16 protein-coding genes are annotated in these 16481 nt (G+C 62.9%); 5 read left to right on the top strand and 11 right to left on the bottom strand.

Going from position 1 to position 16481, the window contains the following annotated elements; translation table 11 throughout:
• Window positions 1-31: 31 nt before the first annotated feature.
• Window positions 32-583 (bottom strand): translation initiation factor IF-3, encoded by a 552-nt coding sequence (gene infC, locus IFT44_RS15245; RefSeq protein ID WP_172979313.1) that lies wholly within the window; start codon window positions 581-583, stop codon window positions 32-34.
• Window positions 583-2505 (bottom strand): threonine--tRNA ligase, encoded by a 1923-nt coding sequence (gene thrS / locus IFT44_RS15240; protein ID WP_122478723.1) that lies wholly within the window; start codon window positions 2503-2505, stop codon window positions 583-585. The genes infC and thrS overlap by 1 nt, the downstream gene beginning before the upstream one ends.
• Before the next feature lie 342 nt (window positions 2506-2847).
• Here thrS and IFT44_RS15235 point away from each other — a divergent pair, with 342 nt between their 5' ends.
• Both IFT44_RS15235 and IFT44_RS15230 read left to right on the top strand, forming a co-directional pair.
• Window positions 2848-3150: a hypothetical protein gene (locus tag IFT44_RS15235; RefSeq protein ID WP_122478725.1), complete on the top strand. Its 303-nt coding sequence runs from the start codon at window positions 2848-2850 to the stop codon at window positions 3148-3150.
• Window positions 3151-3453: 303 nt separating this feature from the next.
• Entirely contained in the window at window positions 3454-3666 is a 213-nt protein-coding gene (locus IFT44_RS15230) for a cold-shock protein (RefSeq protein ID WP_122478726.1), read from the top strand.
• Window positions 3667-3742: 76 nt separating this feature from the next.
• Here IFT44_RS15230 and IFT44_RS15225 read toward each other — a convergent pair whose 3' ends face one another.
• Together IFT44_RS15225 and IFT44_RS15220 are read right to left on the bottom strand one after the other, a co-directional pair.
• The gene (locus IFT44_RS15225) at window positions 3743-4060 is read right to left on the bottom strand and encodes an I78 family peptidase inhibitor (protein WP_122478728.1); all 318 of its coding nucleotides are present in this window, start codon (window positions 4058-4060) and stop codon (window positions 3743-3745) included.
• A 144-nt stretch (window positions 4061-4204) separates the two neighbouring features.
• The gene (locus IFT44_RS15220) at window positions 4205-4510 is read right to left on the bottom strand and encodes a hypothetical protein (RefSeq protein ID WP_192054203.1); all 306 of its coding nucleotides are present in this window, start codon (window positions 4508-4510) and stop codon (window positions 4205-4207) included.
• Window positions 4511-4654: 144 nt separating this feature from the next.
• Between IFT44_RS15220 and IFT44_RS15215 the strand changes: the two genes are divergently transcribed.
• Window positions 4655-4894: a hypothetical protein gene (locus tag IFT44_RS15215; RefSeq protein ID WP_122479686.1), complete on the top strand. Its 240-nt coding sequence runs from the start codon at window positions 4655-4657 to the stop codon at window positions 4892-4894.
• A gap of 27 nt (window positions 4895-4921) precedes the next feature.
• Here the strand turns inward: IFT44_RS15215 and IFT44_RS15210 are convergent, their stop codons facing one another.
• The 7 genes from IFT44_RS15210 to IFT44_RS15180 form a co-directional block, all read right to left on the bottom strand.
• The gene (locus IFT44_RS15210; RefSeq protein ID WP_122478732.1) at window positions 4922-5941 is read right to left on the bottom strand and encodes a nucleoside hydrolase; all 1020 of its coding nucleotides are present in this window, start codon (window positions 5939-5941) and stop codon (window positions 4922-4924) included.
• A 28-nt stretch (window positions 5942-5969) separates the two neighbouring features.
• Window positions 5970-6374 (bottom strand): D-ribose pyranase, encoded by a 405-nt coding sequence (gene rbsD, locus IFT44_RS15205; protein WP_192054199.1) that lies wholly within the window; start codon window positions 6372-6374, stop codon window positions 5970-5972.
• Window positions 6371-7288 carry a ribokinase gene (rbsK, locus tag IFT44_RS15200; protein WP_192176183.1) on the bottom strand — a complete coding sequence of 306 codons (918 nt, stop codon included), beginning with the start codon at window positions 7286-7288 and terminating at the stop codon, window positions 6371-6373. Before rbsK ends, rbsD begins: the two co-directional genes overlap by 4 nt.
• A 12-nt stretch (window positions 7289-7300) precedes the next feature.
• The gene (locus tag IFT44_RS15195; RefSeq protein WP_122478736.1) at window positions 7301-8323 is read right to left on the bottom strand and encodes a LacI family DNA-binding transcriptional regulator; all 1023 of its coding nucleotides are present in this window, start codon (window positions 8321-8323) and stop codon (window positions 7301-7303) included.
• A gap of 1 nt (window position 8324) precedes the next feature.
• Window positions 8325-9317: an ABC transporter permease gene (locus IFT44_RS15190; RefSeq protein ID WP_122478738.1), complete on the bottom strand. Its 993-nt coding sequence runs from the start codon at window positions 9315-9317 to the stop codon at window positions 8325-8327.
• Window positions 9314-10858, bottom strand: a complete 1545-nt coding sequence (locus IFT44_RS15185) for a sugar ABC transporter ATP-binding protein (protein ID WP_192054195.1) — start codon at window positions 10856-10858, stop codon at window positions 9314-9316. The genes IFT44_RS15190 and IFT44_RS15185 overlap by 4 nt, the downstream gene beginning before the upstream one ends.
• Before the next feature lie 68 nt (window positions 10859-10926).
• A complete protein-coding gene (locus IFT44_RS15180; RefSeq protein ID WP_192176164.1) occupies window positions 10927-11883 on the bottom strand; it encodes a sugar ABC transporter substrate-binding protein in 957 nt (318 codons plus the stop codon).
• Window positions 11884-12097: 214 nt separating this feature from the next.
• On the opposite strand from IFT44_RS15180, the gene IFT44_RS15175 reads away from it, so the two are divergent.
• The gene (locus IFT44_RS15175) at window positions 12098-14884 is read left to right on the top strand and encodes an RHS repeat domain-containing protein (protein WP_192176163.1); all 2787 of its coding nucleotides are present in this window, start codon (window positions 12098-12100) and stop codon (window positions 14882-14884) included.
• A gap of 133 nt (window positions 14885-15017) precedes the next feature.
• Window positions 15018-16358, top strand: a complete 1341-nt coding sequence (locus tag IFT44_RS15170) for a cation:proton antiporter (RefSeq protein ID WP_185793694.1) — start codon at window positions 15018-15020, stop codon at window positions 16356-16358.
• The last annotated feature ends 123 nt before the right edge of the window (window positions 16359-16481 follow it).

Here is a 16481-nt window from a genome sequence, read left to right as displayed (position 1 = left end):
CATAACCGCAAGGCCTGCCGTGCCCTGGTGGTTACTTCTTTTTCTTGGGGGCGATGACCATGATCAGCTGGCGTCCTTCCATCTTCGGATGCTGTTCGACGGAACCGTATTCGAGCAGGTCACCTTCGACCCGCTTCAACAGCTCCATACCCAGCTCCTGATGCGCCATCTCACGGCCGCGGAATCGCAAGGATACCTTGGCCCTGTCCCCATCACTCAGGAAACGTACCAGGTTGCGGAGTTTTACCTGGTAATCCCCTTCTTCCGTCCCTGGACGAAACTTGATTTCTTTAACCTGAATCTGTTTCTGGTTCTTCTTCGCTGCGGCAACCTGCTTCTTCTTCTCGAAGATCGATTTGCCGTAGTCCATCACCCGGCATACGGGCGGGATGGCGTCAGCGGAGATTTCCACCAGATCCAGCTTCGATTCTTCAGCGATACGAAGCGCTTCATCGATAGAGACGATGCCAATCTGCTCGCCGTCAGCGCCAATTAACCGAACCTCGCGTGCCGAGATATTCTCGTTGATCGGGGCTTTCGGTGCAGCTCGTTTATCTTGTCTCATTTCACGCTTAATAATAATTACTCCGAATCTGGGCGACCACGCCGGGAAACCGCTTGTGCAAGGTACTCGGTGAATTGCGCGATGGGCATGGAGCCCAGGTCAGCGCCTTCACGGGTACGCACAGCGACAGTTTGCGTTTCAACTTCCTTGTCCCCGATGACCAGGAGATAAGGAACCTTGAGCAAAGTATGCTCACGGATTTTAAAGCCGATCTTTTCATTTCTCAAGTCGGACTTGGCACGAAACCCGCTTTCCGTCAGATTTTTTTCGACAAGCTGTACAAAATCGGCTTGTTTATCAGTGATATTCATCACCACTGCCTGTGTCGGCGCCAGCCAGGCCGGGAATGCGCCCTCGTAGTGCTCGATCAGGATCCCGACGAATCGCTCGAACGAACCCAGGATCGCCCGGTGCAGCATCACGGGATGCTTGCGACCGTTGTCTTCGGTGACGTATTCGGCGCCCAGGCGGATCGGCAGGTTGAAATCGAGCTGCAGTGTACCGCATTGCCAGACGCGACCCAGACAATCCTTCAACGAGAATTCGATCTTGGGGCCGTAGAAGGCGCCCTCGCCCGGCTGCAGATCGTAGGGAAGCCCGGCCGCGTCGAGTGCGGCAGCCAGGGCTGACTCGGCGCGATCCCACAGCTCGTCGGAACCGACACGCTTTTCAGGACGCGTCGACAGCTTGAGCTGGATGTCCTTGAAGCCGAAGTCGGCGTAGACGTCCATGGTCAGCTTGATGAAGGCCGCCGACTCGGACTGCATCTGCTCTTCGGTGCAGAAGATGTGCGCATCGTCCTGCACGAAGCCACGCACGCGCATGATGCCGTGCAGCGCGCCCGAAGGCTCGTTGCGATGGCAGGCACCGAACTCGGCCAGGCGCAGCGGCAACTCGCGGTAGCTTTTCAAGCCCTGATTGAACACCTGCACATGGCACGGGCAGTTCATCGGCTTGATGGCGTAGTCGCGGTTTTCCGACTCGGTGGTGAACATGTTCTCGGCGTAGTTGGCCCAGTGCCCTGATTTCTCCCAGAGGCTGCGGTCGACTACCTGGGGCGTCTTGATTTCCAGGTAGCCGTTCTGCTGCTGGATCTTGCGCATGTACTGCTCGAGCACCTGGTACACGGTCCAGCCGTTGGGGTGCCAGAAGACCATGCCCGGAGCTTCTTCCTGGAGATGGAACAGGCCCAGGCGCTTGCCGATCTTGCGGTGATCGCGCTTCTCGGCTTCCTCGATGCGCTTGACGTAGGCCGCCAGCTGCTTCTTGTCGGCCCACGCGGTGCCATAGACGCGCTGCAGCTGCTCGTTCTTGGCATCGCCGCGCCAGTAGGCGCCCGACAGCTTGGTGAGCTTGAAGGATTTCAGGAAACGCGTGTTCGGCACGTGCGGACCACGGCACATGTCGACGTATTCTTCGTGATAGTACAGGCCCATGGCCTGTTCATCCGGCATGTCTTCGACCAGACGCAGCTTGTAGTCTTCACCGCGAGCGGTGAACACGTCGATGACTTCGGCACGCGGCGTGACCTTCTTGACCACGTCGTATTCGGTGTCGATCAGCTGCTGCATGCGCTGCTCGATCGCCGCCATGTCGTCTGGCGTGAAAGGCCGCTCGTAGGCGATGTCGTAGTAGAAGCCTTCTTCGATGACCGGACCGATCACCATGCGCGCAGTGGGGTACAGCTGCTTGACCGCATGGCCGACCAGGTGGGCGCAGGAGTGACGGATGATCTCCAGCCCCTCTTCGTCCTTTGGCGTGATGATCTGCAAGGTGGCGTCGGCGGTGATCAGGTCACAGGCATCGACCAGCTGGCCGTTGACCTTGCCGGCAACGGTGGCCTTGGCCAGACCGGCGCCGATGGACGCGGCGACCTCGGCGACGGAAACCGGGTGATCGAACGAACGCTGACTGCCGTCGGGAAGAGTAATGGTGGGCATGGCGCCTCCTCTCCTAGTGGTGACCCCTACCAAAGGTCACATGGGTTGGGATGAGCCAGTACGCGATTCGCCCGGTATGCCCGCCTTACGTTGGCAGGAGCCTTGCGGCCGACCGGAACACGAACCAGAGTGACTGGAGCAATCGAAAAAGGTGAATCCCGCGCCTCGGCGCCGACTCAAGGCAGCGCCGAACGCAGGGCCGAACATCCTAGCACAGAAGATGCGTCGACTTGCTGCGTCATATGCACGATACGGCAACTGGGCCCGTGGCTGAACTTGCTGCCCTCTTCACCCCTCAGATGACATGAGTCAAAACCGCCTGAGAACAAGGAGCTATTCATTATGGGTCTCAAACGACTTCTTCCCCTGAGTGCCTGCCTGGCCCTGGTGCTTCCATTCGCGGCCCAGGCTGCCGCGCTGTCCGCCGATGCCAAGGCCGAATATACCGCGCAGTGCCAGGCCGCAGCCGTGCAGCAAGGCGTGGACGCCGCCAAGGCGCAGGCACACTGCAGCTGTGGCGCGAAAGTGATCGAGGAGAAATTCAGCAAGGCCGAGATCGACCAGCTCACCAACAAGCAGGTCGAACCGCCAATGGCGCTGCGCCAGAAGCTGATGAAGGAAGTGCTGGTTTGCAATAACCAGTAGCGCTTTCAGCAGCACCGCAGGACGGCCCCGAGAGACGCCAACGGCGCTACTGGGGGTCGACGGCTGCGGTCAATCGAATCAAGTGCGACTTGATGCGGTTTTTTTTTAAAACATTTTTCAGCTGCAAACCTCAATGAAATAAGGGGCTTAGCAGTTTTGGACAGGCCAATTTGCGACAACTTTGGTTCTTGCGCCAATCAAAGGGGGTTCACAGTCCAGCTTTTGGACTATGATAGGCCCCGTGTGCCCAGTTGGCCTGAGCAGCACAGCACTACTGAATATTATGTTTCTTGGAGATTCACCATGTCTAATCGCCAGACCGGCACCGTAAAATGGTTCAACGATGAGAAAGGCTTCGGCTTCATCACTCCTTCAGGTGGCGGTGACGACCTGTTCGTACACTTCAAAGCTATCGAATCCGACGGTTTCAAAAGCCTGAAAGAAGGCCAGACCGTTTCGTTCGTGGCTGAGAAAGGCCAAAAGGGCATGCAAGCTGCTCAAGTTCGCCCAGAGTAATCTCGGCAACTGAAAAAAACCCGTCCATGTGACGGGTTTTTTTTCGCCTGCGATTCGTGTCGAGTGCGACGATTACTCAGCCACAGTTGACACGGGTGATCTGGCCGCTGTCATCGGCGTTGAGGTTGAGACGGTCGGAACGGTATTCCAGGGTCACCATGTCGTGCGGGCGCAGGACGCGGGCGACCTGTGCGCCTGCCTTGACCCTCGCCTGCTCGAGCAGGTCTGCGGAAACCGGCTTGCCAACGGTGTAGCGTGCGCCGTCGGCGTTGCAGCGCCCATCGAATGCAGGGGCGGCAGCGGCAGACTGTCCGGTCGAGGTTCCGGATGTAGAACAGCCAGTTACAGCCAGGGCTGCCATCAGGATCAACAAGGTCTTGCGCGGGAAAGGCATGCAGCCTCCTCTTTTGAGTGGGTTTTTCTGGTAGGTAAGGTTGTGCGACCGCCTCTGGCCGATTTGGTTGCACATTGGCCTAGTCTGCCCGAGCGCATCGTTACGCGGTGTCAGAGAAATCGTCACTGGATGTGTGTCTGCGGATCAGTACAAGTCAATGTAGTCGGATAGGGGCATGGGCCAGTGTGTCTGCAGGGCCGTGTGGATCTGCTTCACCCAGGTGGCGTCGGATGCCGCAGCAGCGCCAACGTAACCGGATCCGGCGGCCCAGGTTTCCAGACGGAAGCACAGGCCCTGGATATCCGTGCCGCCGACCGCCTCGGTGGAGAGGAAGGCGATGCCGTCGCGGGTCACGCGCAGCTGGGTGTGGATGGCCGGATTGCCCGAGGCGATCAGCGCACGGACCGCATCCAGGGTGAGTGAGTCGCTTTGCTTGAGGTCGATGTGCACATGAGCCTCCATGCCGAAGATTTGACCGAAGTTTGACACGCGCCCTGCCATCTGCCCAAGGGCCGGTGTAAAGCGTTGGCGAAAATGCTTTACTTGGCCACGTGGAGCGAACGTCGTTCGCTCGTGACCGTTGGCGAGAGCAACATGGCAAACGTATCAATCAAGGCGGACATCAAGGTCCAGTGGCCTCAGGGCCAGAGCTCCTTCAGCCCCGGTACGCCCGAGGAGCTGGCGATCATCGGCGTCGACGTGCTGGTCAAGGCACTGGGCACCGATGCCGCGCGCAGCTTCGTCATGCAGGTGTTCGAGCGTTACGCCCACGAACACGTGGCAGCGACGGGCAATACCGTGGCGCATCCCTTGAAGAACGTGCCCACGCCATAGCCCGTGACGCACCGGCGCTTCGGCCGGTCAGGGCAGACGCTGCAGGCGTTGGGTCAGCAGATCGAAAAAGCCCTGTGCATTCCCCTCGTTCACCCAGAACACGTTGGCCGGCTGCTCGAGCGTACCGTACCAGTCGGCCACGGTCTGGCCGAAGCTCGGGCCTTCCCGGCTGTCGATGGTCAGGTTGACCTTGCGCCCGCTGAACAGCTCCGGCGCCAGCAGATAGGCAATCACGCTGGCATCGTGAACCGGGCCACCGGGCAGTCCGTAGTGCTCCATGTCGGCCTTGACGTACGCCTGCAGGATATCCACCACCCGCGGCCCGGCCTTGTTCTGCAAGGCAGCCAACTGCTGCAGGCGCGCCGGGCTGGTCAGAACCTTGTGAGTGACATCCAGTGGCACGTAGGTGAGCTTGACGCCGCTGGCCAGTACCACCTGGGCGGCGTGAGGGTCTGCGAACAGGTTGAACTCGGCCACCGGGGTGATATTGCCGCCATTGAAATGCGCGCCCCCCATGACGATCACTTCCTTGATGCCCTGGGTGATGCCGGGCGCCTGGATCAGTGCCAGCGCCAGGTTGGTCTGTGGCCCCAACATTGCCAGGGTGATGCTGTGGGGTTCGGCATTGCTCAGGGTGTCGATCAAATACTGCACCGCGTTGCCCTGGGCCAGCCCTTTGCTCGGCTCATGCACGGCGATACCAGGCACGCCCTCCTCGCCATGCACGTTGGCGGCATAGATCGGCTCGCGGACCAGCGGCTTGGGGGCACCGGCATAGACCGGCACATCTTCGCGACCCGCCCACTCACGGGCCAGGCGTGCGTTTCGCGAGGTCTTGTCGAGGCGCACGTTGCCGGCCACGGTCGTGAGGGCGCGGACGTTGATCTCCTCGGGCGAAGCCAGGGCCAGCAGCAAGGCGACGACATCGTCGGCGCCGGGGTCGGTGTCGATGATCAGATCGATCTTGTCGGCCGCCGTGGCGGCAGCGCTGGTCAGCAGGGCCATCAATGAAAATCCTCGAAGCAGGGTCAGCAGGGAACGTTGCATGTTGCACTCCTTGTGCTCAGTGGTAAGTCTAGAAAGTGACGCCCGCCAACAGGGCGATATTGCTGTAGGGCTGGCATTCGCCAGTGCGCACGATGGCGCGAGCGTTCCGCGACAGCTCCTTGAACCGCGCATGGCTGACCGACTGGCGCACACCGAGGGCGCCCTGCTCGTGCAACTGCTGGATTCGCGCCGACGCCGGCGGCAGCACCTGCAGCATCTCCTCGGCGATCACGTGGCTTTCCACCTGCATTTCGCTGAGCAGCACGTCCAGCGTGCTGATGAAGCTGGGAATGCCTGGCGTCAAGGCCAGATCGATCAAGGGCACGCCCGGGGGTACCGGCAAACCGGCATCGCCGATCACGACGATATCGCCATGGCCAAGGGACGCAACCAGTTGCGAAAGCGATATGTTCAACAATGCGGTCTTTTTCACGATGCAACCTGCTCCACTTGCGCCAGGGTCGGGATGGAAGGCTGGGCGCCGGCGCGGGTGACCGACAGTGCAGCGGCGGCCTGGCCGAACGCAATGGCCTGTGACTCGTCCAGGCCTCTGGCCAGCGCCGCGGCAAAGCCACCGACGAACGTATCGCCAGCCGCCGTGGTATCCACCGCCTGCACCTTGCGTCCAGGATAATGCCGGGGCTGCGCGCCGTCGGCAAACAGCAGGCCCTGCTCACCCAGGGTGATGAGCACCTTGCCGGCGCCGGCCTGGCGCAGAAGACTGGCCGCCTGCTCGGCCTCGGCCACCGAGCTGACGCTCAGGCCGGTGAGCGCCTGAGTTTCGGTTTCGTTGGGGATCAAATAATCGACCCAGCCCAGCCATTGCTGCGGTAACGGCCCGCTGACCGGCGCCGGATTGAGAATGACCGTCTTGCCAGCCTGGTGAGCGCGCTGTAAGGCGAAAGCCACTACCGCATGAGGAGTTTCCAACTGGCACACCACCACATCGGCGGCCAGCAGCAGGCGGTCGAAACGCTCGATGTCGGCGCATTCGAGCTGGCCATTGCCGCCCGCCACGATGACGATCGCATTCTGGCTGTTGGCATCGACCACGATCATCGCGATCCCGGTCGCTACCGCTTCAGCCACCCGTACGCCCTGGCAGTCGATGCCTTCATCGGCCAACGCCTGGCGCAGCGCCTGGCCATAGGCGTCGGCGCCGACGCAGCCGATCATCGCCACTTGCCCGCCCAGCCGCGCGGCAGCGACCGCCTGGTTGGCGCCCTTGCCGCCCGGCACGGTCGCGAAGGACTGGCCCAGCAGGGTTTCTCCCGCCTGCGGCAAACGCTCGGCCTGTGCCACCAGGTCCATGTTCAGACTGCCTATTACCAATACGTTTGCTTGCATCATCTACCACTCTCAGCGCAATTCATGGGAAAGACCGGCGTATCGCGCCGTGGACTCGCGCACCACGATCTGTGGCGCGATGACGTGTTGCGTCGCAGCCGCACCGGCCGCTCCGGCGATGCGCGCCAGAAGCCGCTCGGCAGCCACTTCACCCAATTCGCCGATGCGCTGGCCGACGGTGGTCAGGGCCGGGTACACATAGCGACTGAGCTGGATATCGTCGAAACCGATGACCGACAGCTGTTCGGGCACGCGGACGCCGCGCTCGGCGGCCGCGCGCAGCACGCCCAGGCCGATCATGTCGTTGGCCGCAAAGATCGCCGTGGGCACCGGCCCCGCGAGCAGCTCGACTGCCGCACGGTAGCCACCCGGACTGGTGAAATCGCTGTGCAGGACATGCTCGGGCGCGGGCTGCACGGCGTACTCGGCGAGCGCACGACGATAGCCGTCCAGGCGCAGCTGCGCCACGTGGGTATGTTGCGGGCCACTGATGCAGGCGATGGCGCGATGGCCCAGTTCGAGCAGATGCCGGGTAGCCAGGTAGCCACCTTGTTCGTGATCGATGCACACCAGGTCGGCTGCCACCTGCTGCAGGCCGCGGTCGACGATGACCATGGGCGTGCGCACCGCCGCGAGCATGTCGGTCAGCGCGGCATCGCCACCCACCGAGGCGAATACGATACCGTCGACGCGCTTCTCCAGCAGCACGCGCAGGTAGTTGCGCTGCTTCTGCGGGTCGTCGTCGCAGTTGCAGAGGATCACGCAGTAGCCGTTGCGCTCGCAGCAGTCTTCGATACCACGCGCCAGCTCGGCGAAATACGGGTTGACGCTGTTGGGCACCAACAAGCCGATGGTCGCTGTGCTGCGCGCTTTCAAGGAGCGCGCCACCGCACTGGGAACGTAGTTGAGCTCGGCGATCGCCGACTCGACCTTGCGCCGCACGTGCGCGCTGACCGGCCGGCTGTTGTTCACGACGTGCGAGACAGTGGTGTAGGAGATACCGGCTCGCGCCGCCACGTCCTTGATGGTCGCCATGCTAGCCCCGCTTGCGTGCGCGTTGGCTGCGGTAGGTGTCGAGCACCACGGCGATGACGATCACCGCGCCGGTGATGATGCGCTTGGTCGGCTCGGTCGCGCCGATCTGCGCCAGGCCGGCCGCCAGCACGGAAATGATCAGCACGCCAAAGAAGGTGCTGATGACCGAGCCGCGCCCGCCCATCAGGCTGGTGCCGCCGATCACCACGGCGGCGATCACCTGCAGTTCCAGGCCAGCACCGGCATTCGGGTCGGCCGCCTCCAGCCGGGATATCTGGAACAGCGCGGCCACGCCCGCCAGCAGGCCCATGAGGGAGAACACCAGCACCTTGTAGGGCTTGGGGTTGATGCCGGCCAGGCGCACGGCTTCTTCGTTGGTACCGATGCCGATCAGGTAGCGGCCAAACACGGTGCGAGTCAGGGTCAGGTGGGCAATGGCGATGACGCCGAGGGCGATCAGGAACGAGGGCGCTATGCCGAACGCTACCGGGTCGGACAGCCAGGCGAAGGCATCGCCGATATAGGCGGTGCGCGAATCGGTCATCTGGTAGGCAACCCCGCGGGCCATTTCCAGCACACCCAGGGAGACGATGAACGAAGGAATCCGCCAGGCCACGGTGATCGAGCCGGTGATGGTGCCGGCGAGCGCTGCGCAACCCATGCCGAGCAGGGCTGCGGGCAATACGCTCCAGCCCCAGCCGAGGATCGCCACACTGACCGCCGAGGCAGCCAGCGCCAGCACCGAACCCACCGACAGGTCGATGCCGCCGATGATCAGCACGAAGGTCATGCCGACGGCCAGCACCATGAGGTCGGGGATCTGGTTGGCGATGGTGCTGAACGTGCTGTACGAAAGGAAATGGCTGCTGAGCAGGGAGAACAGGACGATCATGGCCAGCAATGCGCCAGCCAGACCCAGATAGGTGCCGAGGCCCAGGTAAGTGCCGCCGGCTTTTGCGCCGGCAGTGTCTTTGGGCAGTGTCGAAGTTTTCATGCAGGGGTCCTTGCTGCAGGCTCGGCCAGCAGCGCATCGCGTTTTTGATAACCGGCGAACGCGGCTGCCAGCAGTTCATCCTGGCTCCAGTGTTCGCGCTCGAAGGTGTCGATCAGGCGGCCGGCCGAGAGCACCGCGATGCGATCGCAGATCAGCATCAGCTCGCGCAGGTCGCTGGACACCACCACCAGTGCCTTGCCCTGACGGGTGAGCTCGCCCAGCAGGGCATAGATGTCGAATTTGGCGCCCACGTCGATGCCACGGGTGGGCTCGTCGAACAGCAGCACGTTGCAGTCACGCTCCAGCCAGCGGCCGATCACCACCTTCTGCTGATTGCCGCCGGAAAGCTCGGCCACCGTCTGCGCCGGGCTGGAACTGCGGATGCGCATGGCCTCGATCTGGCGCTGGGCCAGGCCTCGCTCGGCCTTGTTGTCGACGATACCGGCCGCGGAAATGGCCGGCATGTTGCCCAGGGCGATATTGGCGCTGATCGACTGCGACAGCAGCAGGCCTTCGCCCTTGCGGTCTTCGGTGATCAGGGCGATACCATGAGCAACGGCGTCGGCCGGGCTGCGAATGCTCACCGGTTTGGGTGGTTGGCCTATCGCAACGGTACCGGCATCGCTGGCATCGGCGCCGAAGATCAGCCGCAGCAGCTCGGTACGCCCAGCCCCGATCAATCCGGAAATACCGAAGATTTCACCCTGGCGCACCTCGAAGGACACGTCCTTGACCTTGTCGCCACGGGTCATGCCCTGCACCTTGAACATCGGCGCGCCGATGCGTCGCTCGCCCAGGTCGATACGCTCGCCCAGTTCGCGCCCGACCATGAGGTTCACCAGTTGCTCGCTGTCGTAGCGCGCCATCGGTTCGACGCACACCAGGCGTCCGTCGCGCAGCACGGCGATGCGTTGCGCGACCTGCGCCAGTTCTTCCAGCCGGTGGGAAATGTAGATGATCGACACCCCGCGTTCGCGCAGCCGCAGGATCTGCGCGAACAGCATGTCGACCTCGCGTGCGGTGAGCATGGCGGTAGGTTCGTCGAGCACCAGCACCTGACAGTCGCCGATCAGGTTGCGGGCGATTTCGACCATCTGCTGATGGCCGATGCCAAGGTCGCTGACCAGGGTGTCCGGGTCGATGGCATCCAGGCCCACCTGCGCCATGGCCTGGCGGGCCTGTTCGCGCAGGCGGCGACGGTCGATCCAGCCAGCACGGCTGGGCAGATCATGGAGGAACAGGTTTTCCGCGACGGTCAGGGTAGGCAACAGGTTTAGTTCCTGCATGACCATGCGCACCCCGCCGCGCTCGGCTGCGGTGCGACTGCCCGGCAGCCATGGCTGGCCCTGGAACTGCATCTGGCCGGTGGTGGGTGCTTCCAGGCCACCGATTATCTTCGACAGCGTGCTTTTGCCCGCGCCGTTCTCGCCGGTCAAGGCCAGCACTTCGCCGCGGTGCAGCTCAAGGTCGATGTCCCACAGCACCGGCTGGGCATAGGTCTTGCCGATGCCACTTACCGACAGCACAACGTTGGATGTCATAGGTTTCTCCAGGCACACCTGCAGGCGACAGGCCGGCACTGGCCAGACCTGCCGCGAGGTGCACTGCATCAAGGCTTGGTGACGAGCTCGACCGGGGTCTGGATGACACCGTTGGCGTCGACGTCGAGCTTGTCGCCCTTGACCAGGGCCAAGGCGTTCTGGATGCCGAACACTGCCTGGCGGGCGGCGAACTGGTCGGCCGTGGCCAGTATGCGGCCGTCTTTCAGCATCGGCTTGATGGCATTGATGTTGTCGTAGCCGACCACCTGGACCTTGCCCGCCTTGCCGGCGGCGCGCACTGCAGACACTGCGCCCAGCGCCATGCTGTCGTTGCCGGCCAGCAGCGCCTTGAGGTCCGGGTACTCGTTGAGCATGGCCGAAGCGACGGCATTGCCCTTGTCGATTTCCCAGTTACCCGACTGCACCGAGACGATGTTCATCTGCGGCGCTTGCATGGCGTCCTTGAAACCGGCGGTGCGCATCTGCGCGTTGGTGGTGGTCGGTACGCCTTCGATGATGCCGACCTGGTCGCCGGCGCTCAGGCGCGTAGCCAGGTAGTCACCCACCAGCTTGGCGCCCTTGCGGTTGTCGGGGCCCACGAACGGCACCTGGATGCCTTTGCTCTTAAGCACCCCGGCATCGAGCTGGTTGTCGATATTGACGACCTTGATGCCTGCATCCATGGCTTTCTTGATGATGGGTACCAGTGCCTTGGAGTCCGCCGGAGCAATGACCAGCGCGTCGACCTTGGCGACGATCATCTGCTCGACGATACGGATCTGGTTGGCAGTGTCGGACTCGTCCTTGATGCCGTTGGATACCAGTTCGAAATCGGCAGCGTGCTCTTTCTGGTAACTTTTGGCGCCGTCTTCCATGGTCAGGAAGAATTCGTTGGCCAGGGACTTCATGACCAGCGCGACCTTGGGCTTCTGGGTATCGGCGAAAGAGGATTGCAACGGGGCGATGGCGCCGATGGCAGCCATCAGGGAGACAGCGAGCAGGCGTCCGGCGAAGGGCAGCTTCATGGGTTTACTCCGATCTTATGATTGTTATCGAGCGCAGCTTGCGGAAACCCGCAAACGTTTGCGTGACAGGAACTATGGTCAGGGATCGGAGAATTGTCAATCGGTGCCGAGGGCTGTAGCACGGGTCATCACAGCGCCCACTCGAGGCGGGCCGAAACACGGCAGGTTACAACAGCGGGAAACCTATCCCTGATTCCTGTTTATCGGTACTGCCATGACTGACGCTGCTGCTCACACCATCCATGCTGCAACCCCTGCCCTGCGCTGCTTCGACGGCCGGGCGCGGGTGCTGCGCGAGATTGCCTACCACCGCGACCAATCGGGTCCTGCGCAGGCCCGCATCACCCGCTACGGCCATGACGCCAGCGGGCAATTGATCAGCAGTATCGATCCGCGCCTTCACGCCGCCCAGGCCGAGCGTCCCGAAGTGGCCGCCAACCTGGTACAGGTGCGCAGCTTGAGCGGTCGATGCCTGTACACCCGCAGTGTCGATGCCGGCAACACGCGAACGCTGTACGACGCCTGTGGCCGCGAGGCGATGACATGGCTGGCGAACGGTGTCGAGCAGACGCGCTGCTACGAACCTGCGGCGCTGCCCGGCCGGCTGCTGTCGATCCGGGAACGCTCTGCCCAACGTGCCTTTCGCACCGCCGAGCGCTGGCAATGGGCGGGCGTTGACGCAGAGGCCAAGGCGTTCAACCTGGCCGGCCATTGCCAGACACGTTTCGACAGCGCCGGCAGACACGTCGTGCAAGCGCGCAGCCTGCTCGGTGCAATCGCAGGCGAGACCCTGCAACTGCTAGCTGGCCACACCGAATGCGACTGGGCGCAGGACGATGCCCAAGGCGAGGCGCGGTGCCTGGAACCGCAAAGCCTGACCAGTACGGTGAGCTTCGATGCCTGCGGCGCAATCATCGCCAGCGAGGATGCCAGGGGCCATCGGCAACGCCACGGCCATGACCGTTGCGGGCAGTACCGGGCCAGTTGGGTCACTCGCAATGGCGGCTTGGAGACGCCGGTGGTGCTGGACGTGACCTACACAGCCGGGGGGCAGAAAGAAGTCGAGCGGCATGCCAACGGTGTCGTCATCACCCATACCTATGCAGCCGACACCCAACGCCTGGTCGGCATGCGTACCCAGCGCGCCAGCGACCGCCAGACCTTGCAGGACCTGCGCTACCGCTATGACCCCACCGGCCGGGTGACCCAGGTGCGCAACCAAGCGGAGCAGACACGCTTCTGGCGCAATCAGAAAATCGATCCGCAGCAGGACTACCGTTACGACTCGCTGTCGCAGTTGATCCTGGCCAGCGGTCGGCAGATGGCTGCACTCGGCCAGATGAGCAGCAGCCTGCCATCTGCACTCCCCATCGATACCCACGCCCATGCGCTGTACCAGCGTCGCTACGCGTACGACGAGGCCGGCAACCTGCAGAGCATTCGGCACACCGTGCCAGCCACCGATTCCGGCTACACGGTCAGGCTGACGACCTCGGCGTGCAGCAACCGGGCCGTGTTGAGCAGCGTGTGCGATGACCCTGCACTGGTCGACAGCCAGTTCGATGCCGCCGGGCAACAACGCGGGCTGGACGGCTCCCAATCTGTTGCCTGGAACAGTCGCATGCAGCTGGCCAGCGTGACGCGCGCCGAAGCCGGCACCGAGCACTACCTCTACGGCCAGCAGCACCAGCGACTGCGCAAGACCCACGCGCAGGGAAGCACTTGCTACCTGCCGGGGCTGGAGTTGCGCCAGCATGACGGCCAGACCCTGCATTGCCTCAAGGTAGCCGAACATATTCGCCTGTTGCACTGGCCAGACGGCTGTCCCGAGGGCCTGGCCAACGATCAGTTGCGCTACAGCTACACCGACCTGCTGGGCAGTCATGGCCTGGAACTCGACGGCGACGGTCAAGTCATCAGCCGCGAGGAATTCTTTCCGTTCGGCGCCACCTCGGTCTGGGCCTGCCGCCACCAGGTCGAGGCGAGCTACAAGACCGTCCGTTACTCGGGCAAGGAACGCGACGACACCGGGCTCTACTACTATGGCTACCGCTACTATCAGCCCTGGGCCGGACGCTGGCTGAGCGCCGATCCGGCGGGGACGGTGGATGGGCTCAATCTGTATGCCATGGTGCGCAACTCGCCGTCGTCTGCAGTGGATGACGATGGCCGGATGATGCGTGCCTTGTTCAAGGGCGGCGTCGGCGCAGCGGGTATCGGCTACGAGGCGTACAAGTACCACGAACGTCAGTCGCAAGCGCCAGCGCAGCCAGCTGCTGCTCCAACCAGCACCTCGATGGGCGACCAGCGGGCGGACAACGCCATGGGCAAGGTTCAGCGCATGAAGGACCAATTCAGCCCGGGGCAGCAGATTCTGAACAGCGCCAAGGGCCGTGCGCAGACGGCAGATCACCTCGCGCATGGGCAAGTGCCGGGCGTCGGTGCAGTGCTCAAGGGCGCTGAAAGCGTTGGCACCGTGGTCGAGTTCAGCCAGACCGGCGACCTCTCGCAGATCAACAAAGCACCTCTGGCGGGGGCTATTGCCACGGATGCGGTGAACGGCGTTGCGCACAGCATCAAGGCCACTATCAAAAACACCCAGAAAGCCGTGCAAGGCACTGCCGAGCTGGCAACCCTGTCCGAAACCAAGGCCGAGGAACTGCAAGCGTCACTGCACGACCTGCAGGAGCTGACGCAAGACAAGCTGATCACCGGGCTGTCGTTCGGCGCTACGGTCAAGGCAGGCCTGGACGGCGCTGCTGCGGTGGTGCCGCATCCAGTAGCGAAGTTCGGACTCAAGGTGTTGTCGACGGCGTGGACCGTGACCGGTGTGGTGCATGGCGCGGAGGAGCTTGGAGAAATTGCCAAGACTCATGAGGATCTGCTTGCGAGCAAGACCGGTGAAAACCTCATGGGGCAGATGAAGACAGTCAATGCGTCGAATCGCACGGGCATCATGGACCGCGTCAAGCAGAGCTATGGTCTCTCGGGCAATCCATAACGCCAGCTCGCCGCCTGTGCCAGTAGCCACTGGCCGCGACGTTTTGCCACTCAACTAACGCTCTCCCTGGCAGTCACAGCTGAAGCGGTTACATTTTGTAGCCATTTCATGGGCGCAAGCCCGGCGAGGCCTGATGAGCTTTATTTTGTGGATGGCCGTTCTTGGCGTCCTGCTGTTGATGCTGGCGCTGACGGCGTCTTACTTGCGCTGGCTGCCGGTGACGACCTCTGCGGTGTGCCTGGCATTCGGCGTGGCCATCGGTCCCATGGGGCTGGGTCTGTTCACCACCGATTTCAAGGACACCGCCTCGTGGCTCGAGCGCCTGGCGGAGGCTGCCGTGCTGTTCTCGCTGTTCAGCACCGGGATCAAGCTGCGACTTGGCCTGGGGCGCAGCGCGTGGCGAGCGGCCTATATGCTGTCGGGTCCGGTCATGCTGGTGTCGATTCTGGGCGTGTGCCTGGTGGCGCACTACGGCCTGGGCTTGTCCTGGGGCGTGAGTACCTTGCTGGGGGCCATGCTGGCGCCGACCGATCCGGTGCTGGCATCCATGGTCCAGGTGAATAGCGCGCAGGACTTCGACCGTGTGCGCTTCGGGCTGTCGGGTGAGGCCGGGCTCAACGACGGTACGGCCTTTCCCTTCGTGATCCTCAGCCTGCTGATGCTGCACCATGGCAGCCTGGACAGCCACTGGCTGGGCCAGTGGGCCTTGGAGAATCTGCTGTGGGGCGTGCCGGTCGGGCTCTTGGTCGGTTACGGGATGGGCCGGGCCATCGGTCACCTGATGATCTACCTGCGCGTGCGCAATGCCGACAGTACCAACTCGCCCAACGACTTTCTGGCGTTGGCGCTGATTGCCCTGTCGTACTTTGGCGCCGCATCCCTGGGCGCTTTCGGATTTCTCGCAGTGTTCGCGGCCGGCCTGGGGCTGCGTCAGGCAGAAGTGCGTACGTCGAGATCCGAGGTGCCTTCGGAGCATCTGGCCAAGCCGGTCGTGGGGCACCGCGACCTGGCGCCCGAGGAAGGTACCGTCACCCATCCCAAGGATCTGGAGGACGGGCAATTGGCCGCTGGGGTGATGATGGGTGACATCCTGGTGTTCGGCAATCTGGTGGAACGATCCATGGAAGTGCTGCTGATCACCATTCTGGGGGCAACGCTTTCTGCCTACTGGGACTGGCGTGCGGTCGGCCTGGCGGCGGCACTGTTCTGCGTGATCCGCCCGCTGAGCGTATGGCTGCTGGTCAGCCGCCGCCTGCTCGATGGCCATCAGCGAGCATTGCTGGGCTGGTTCGGCATCCGCGGGATCGGCTCCATCTACTACCTGTGCTACGCACTGGCCCACGAACTGCCTGAGTCGGTCGAGCAGGTGTGTATCAGCCTGACGTTGTCGGTGGTGGCCTTGAGCATTCTGGTGCATGGCATCAGCACCCAGCCGTTGCTGGAGCATTACGAACGTCGGCGGAAATCCGTCTAGCGGTGGTTGAGGTGGATCAGGGGCTCCGCGGTGCTGCCGGACGCGGCTTGCGCCGCTGCTACAGGGAGTGCGAACACCTGCCATACCGTTGGCGCAAGCCGCTGCTACAGGGGCATGGGTTTG

This window comes from Pseudomonas sp. CFBP 13710, assembly GCF_014842235.1.
Lineage (GTDB): Bacteria > Pseudomonadota > Gammaproteobacteria > Pseudomonadales > Pseudomonadaceae > Aquipseudomonas > Aquipseudomonas baltica.
Note: the sequence above shows the minus strand (reverse complement) of the source record. Positions and strands in the feature narration are given on the sequence as shown.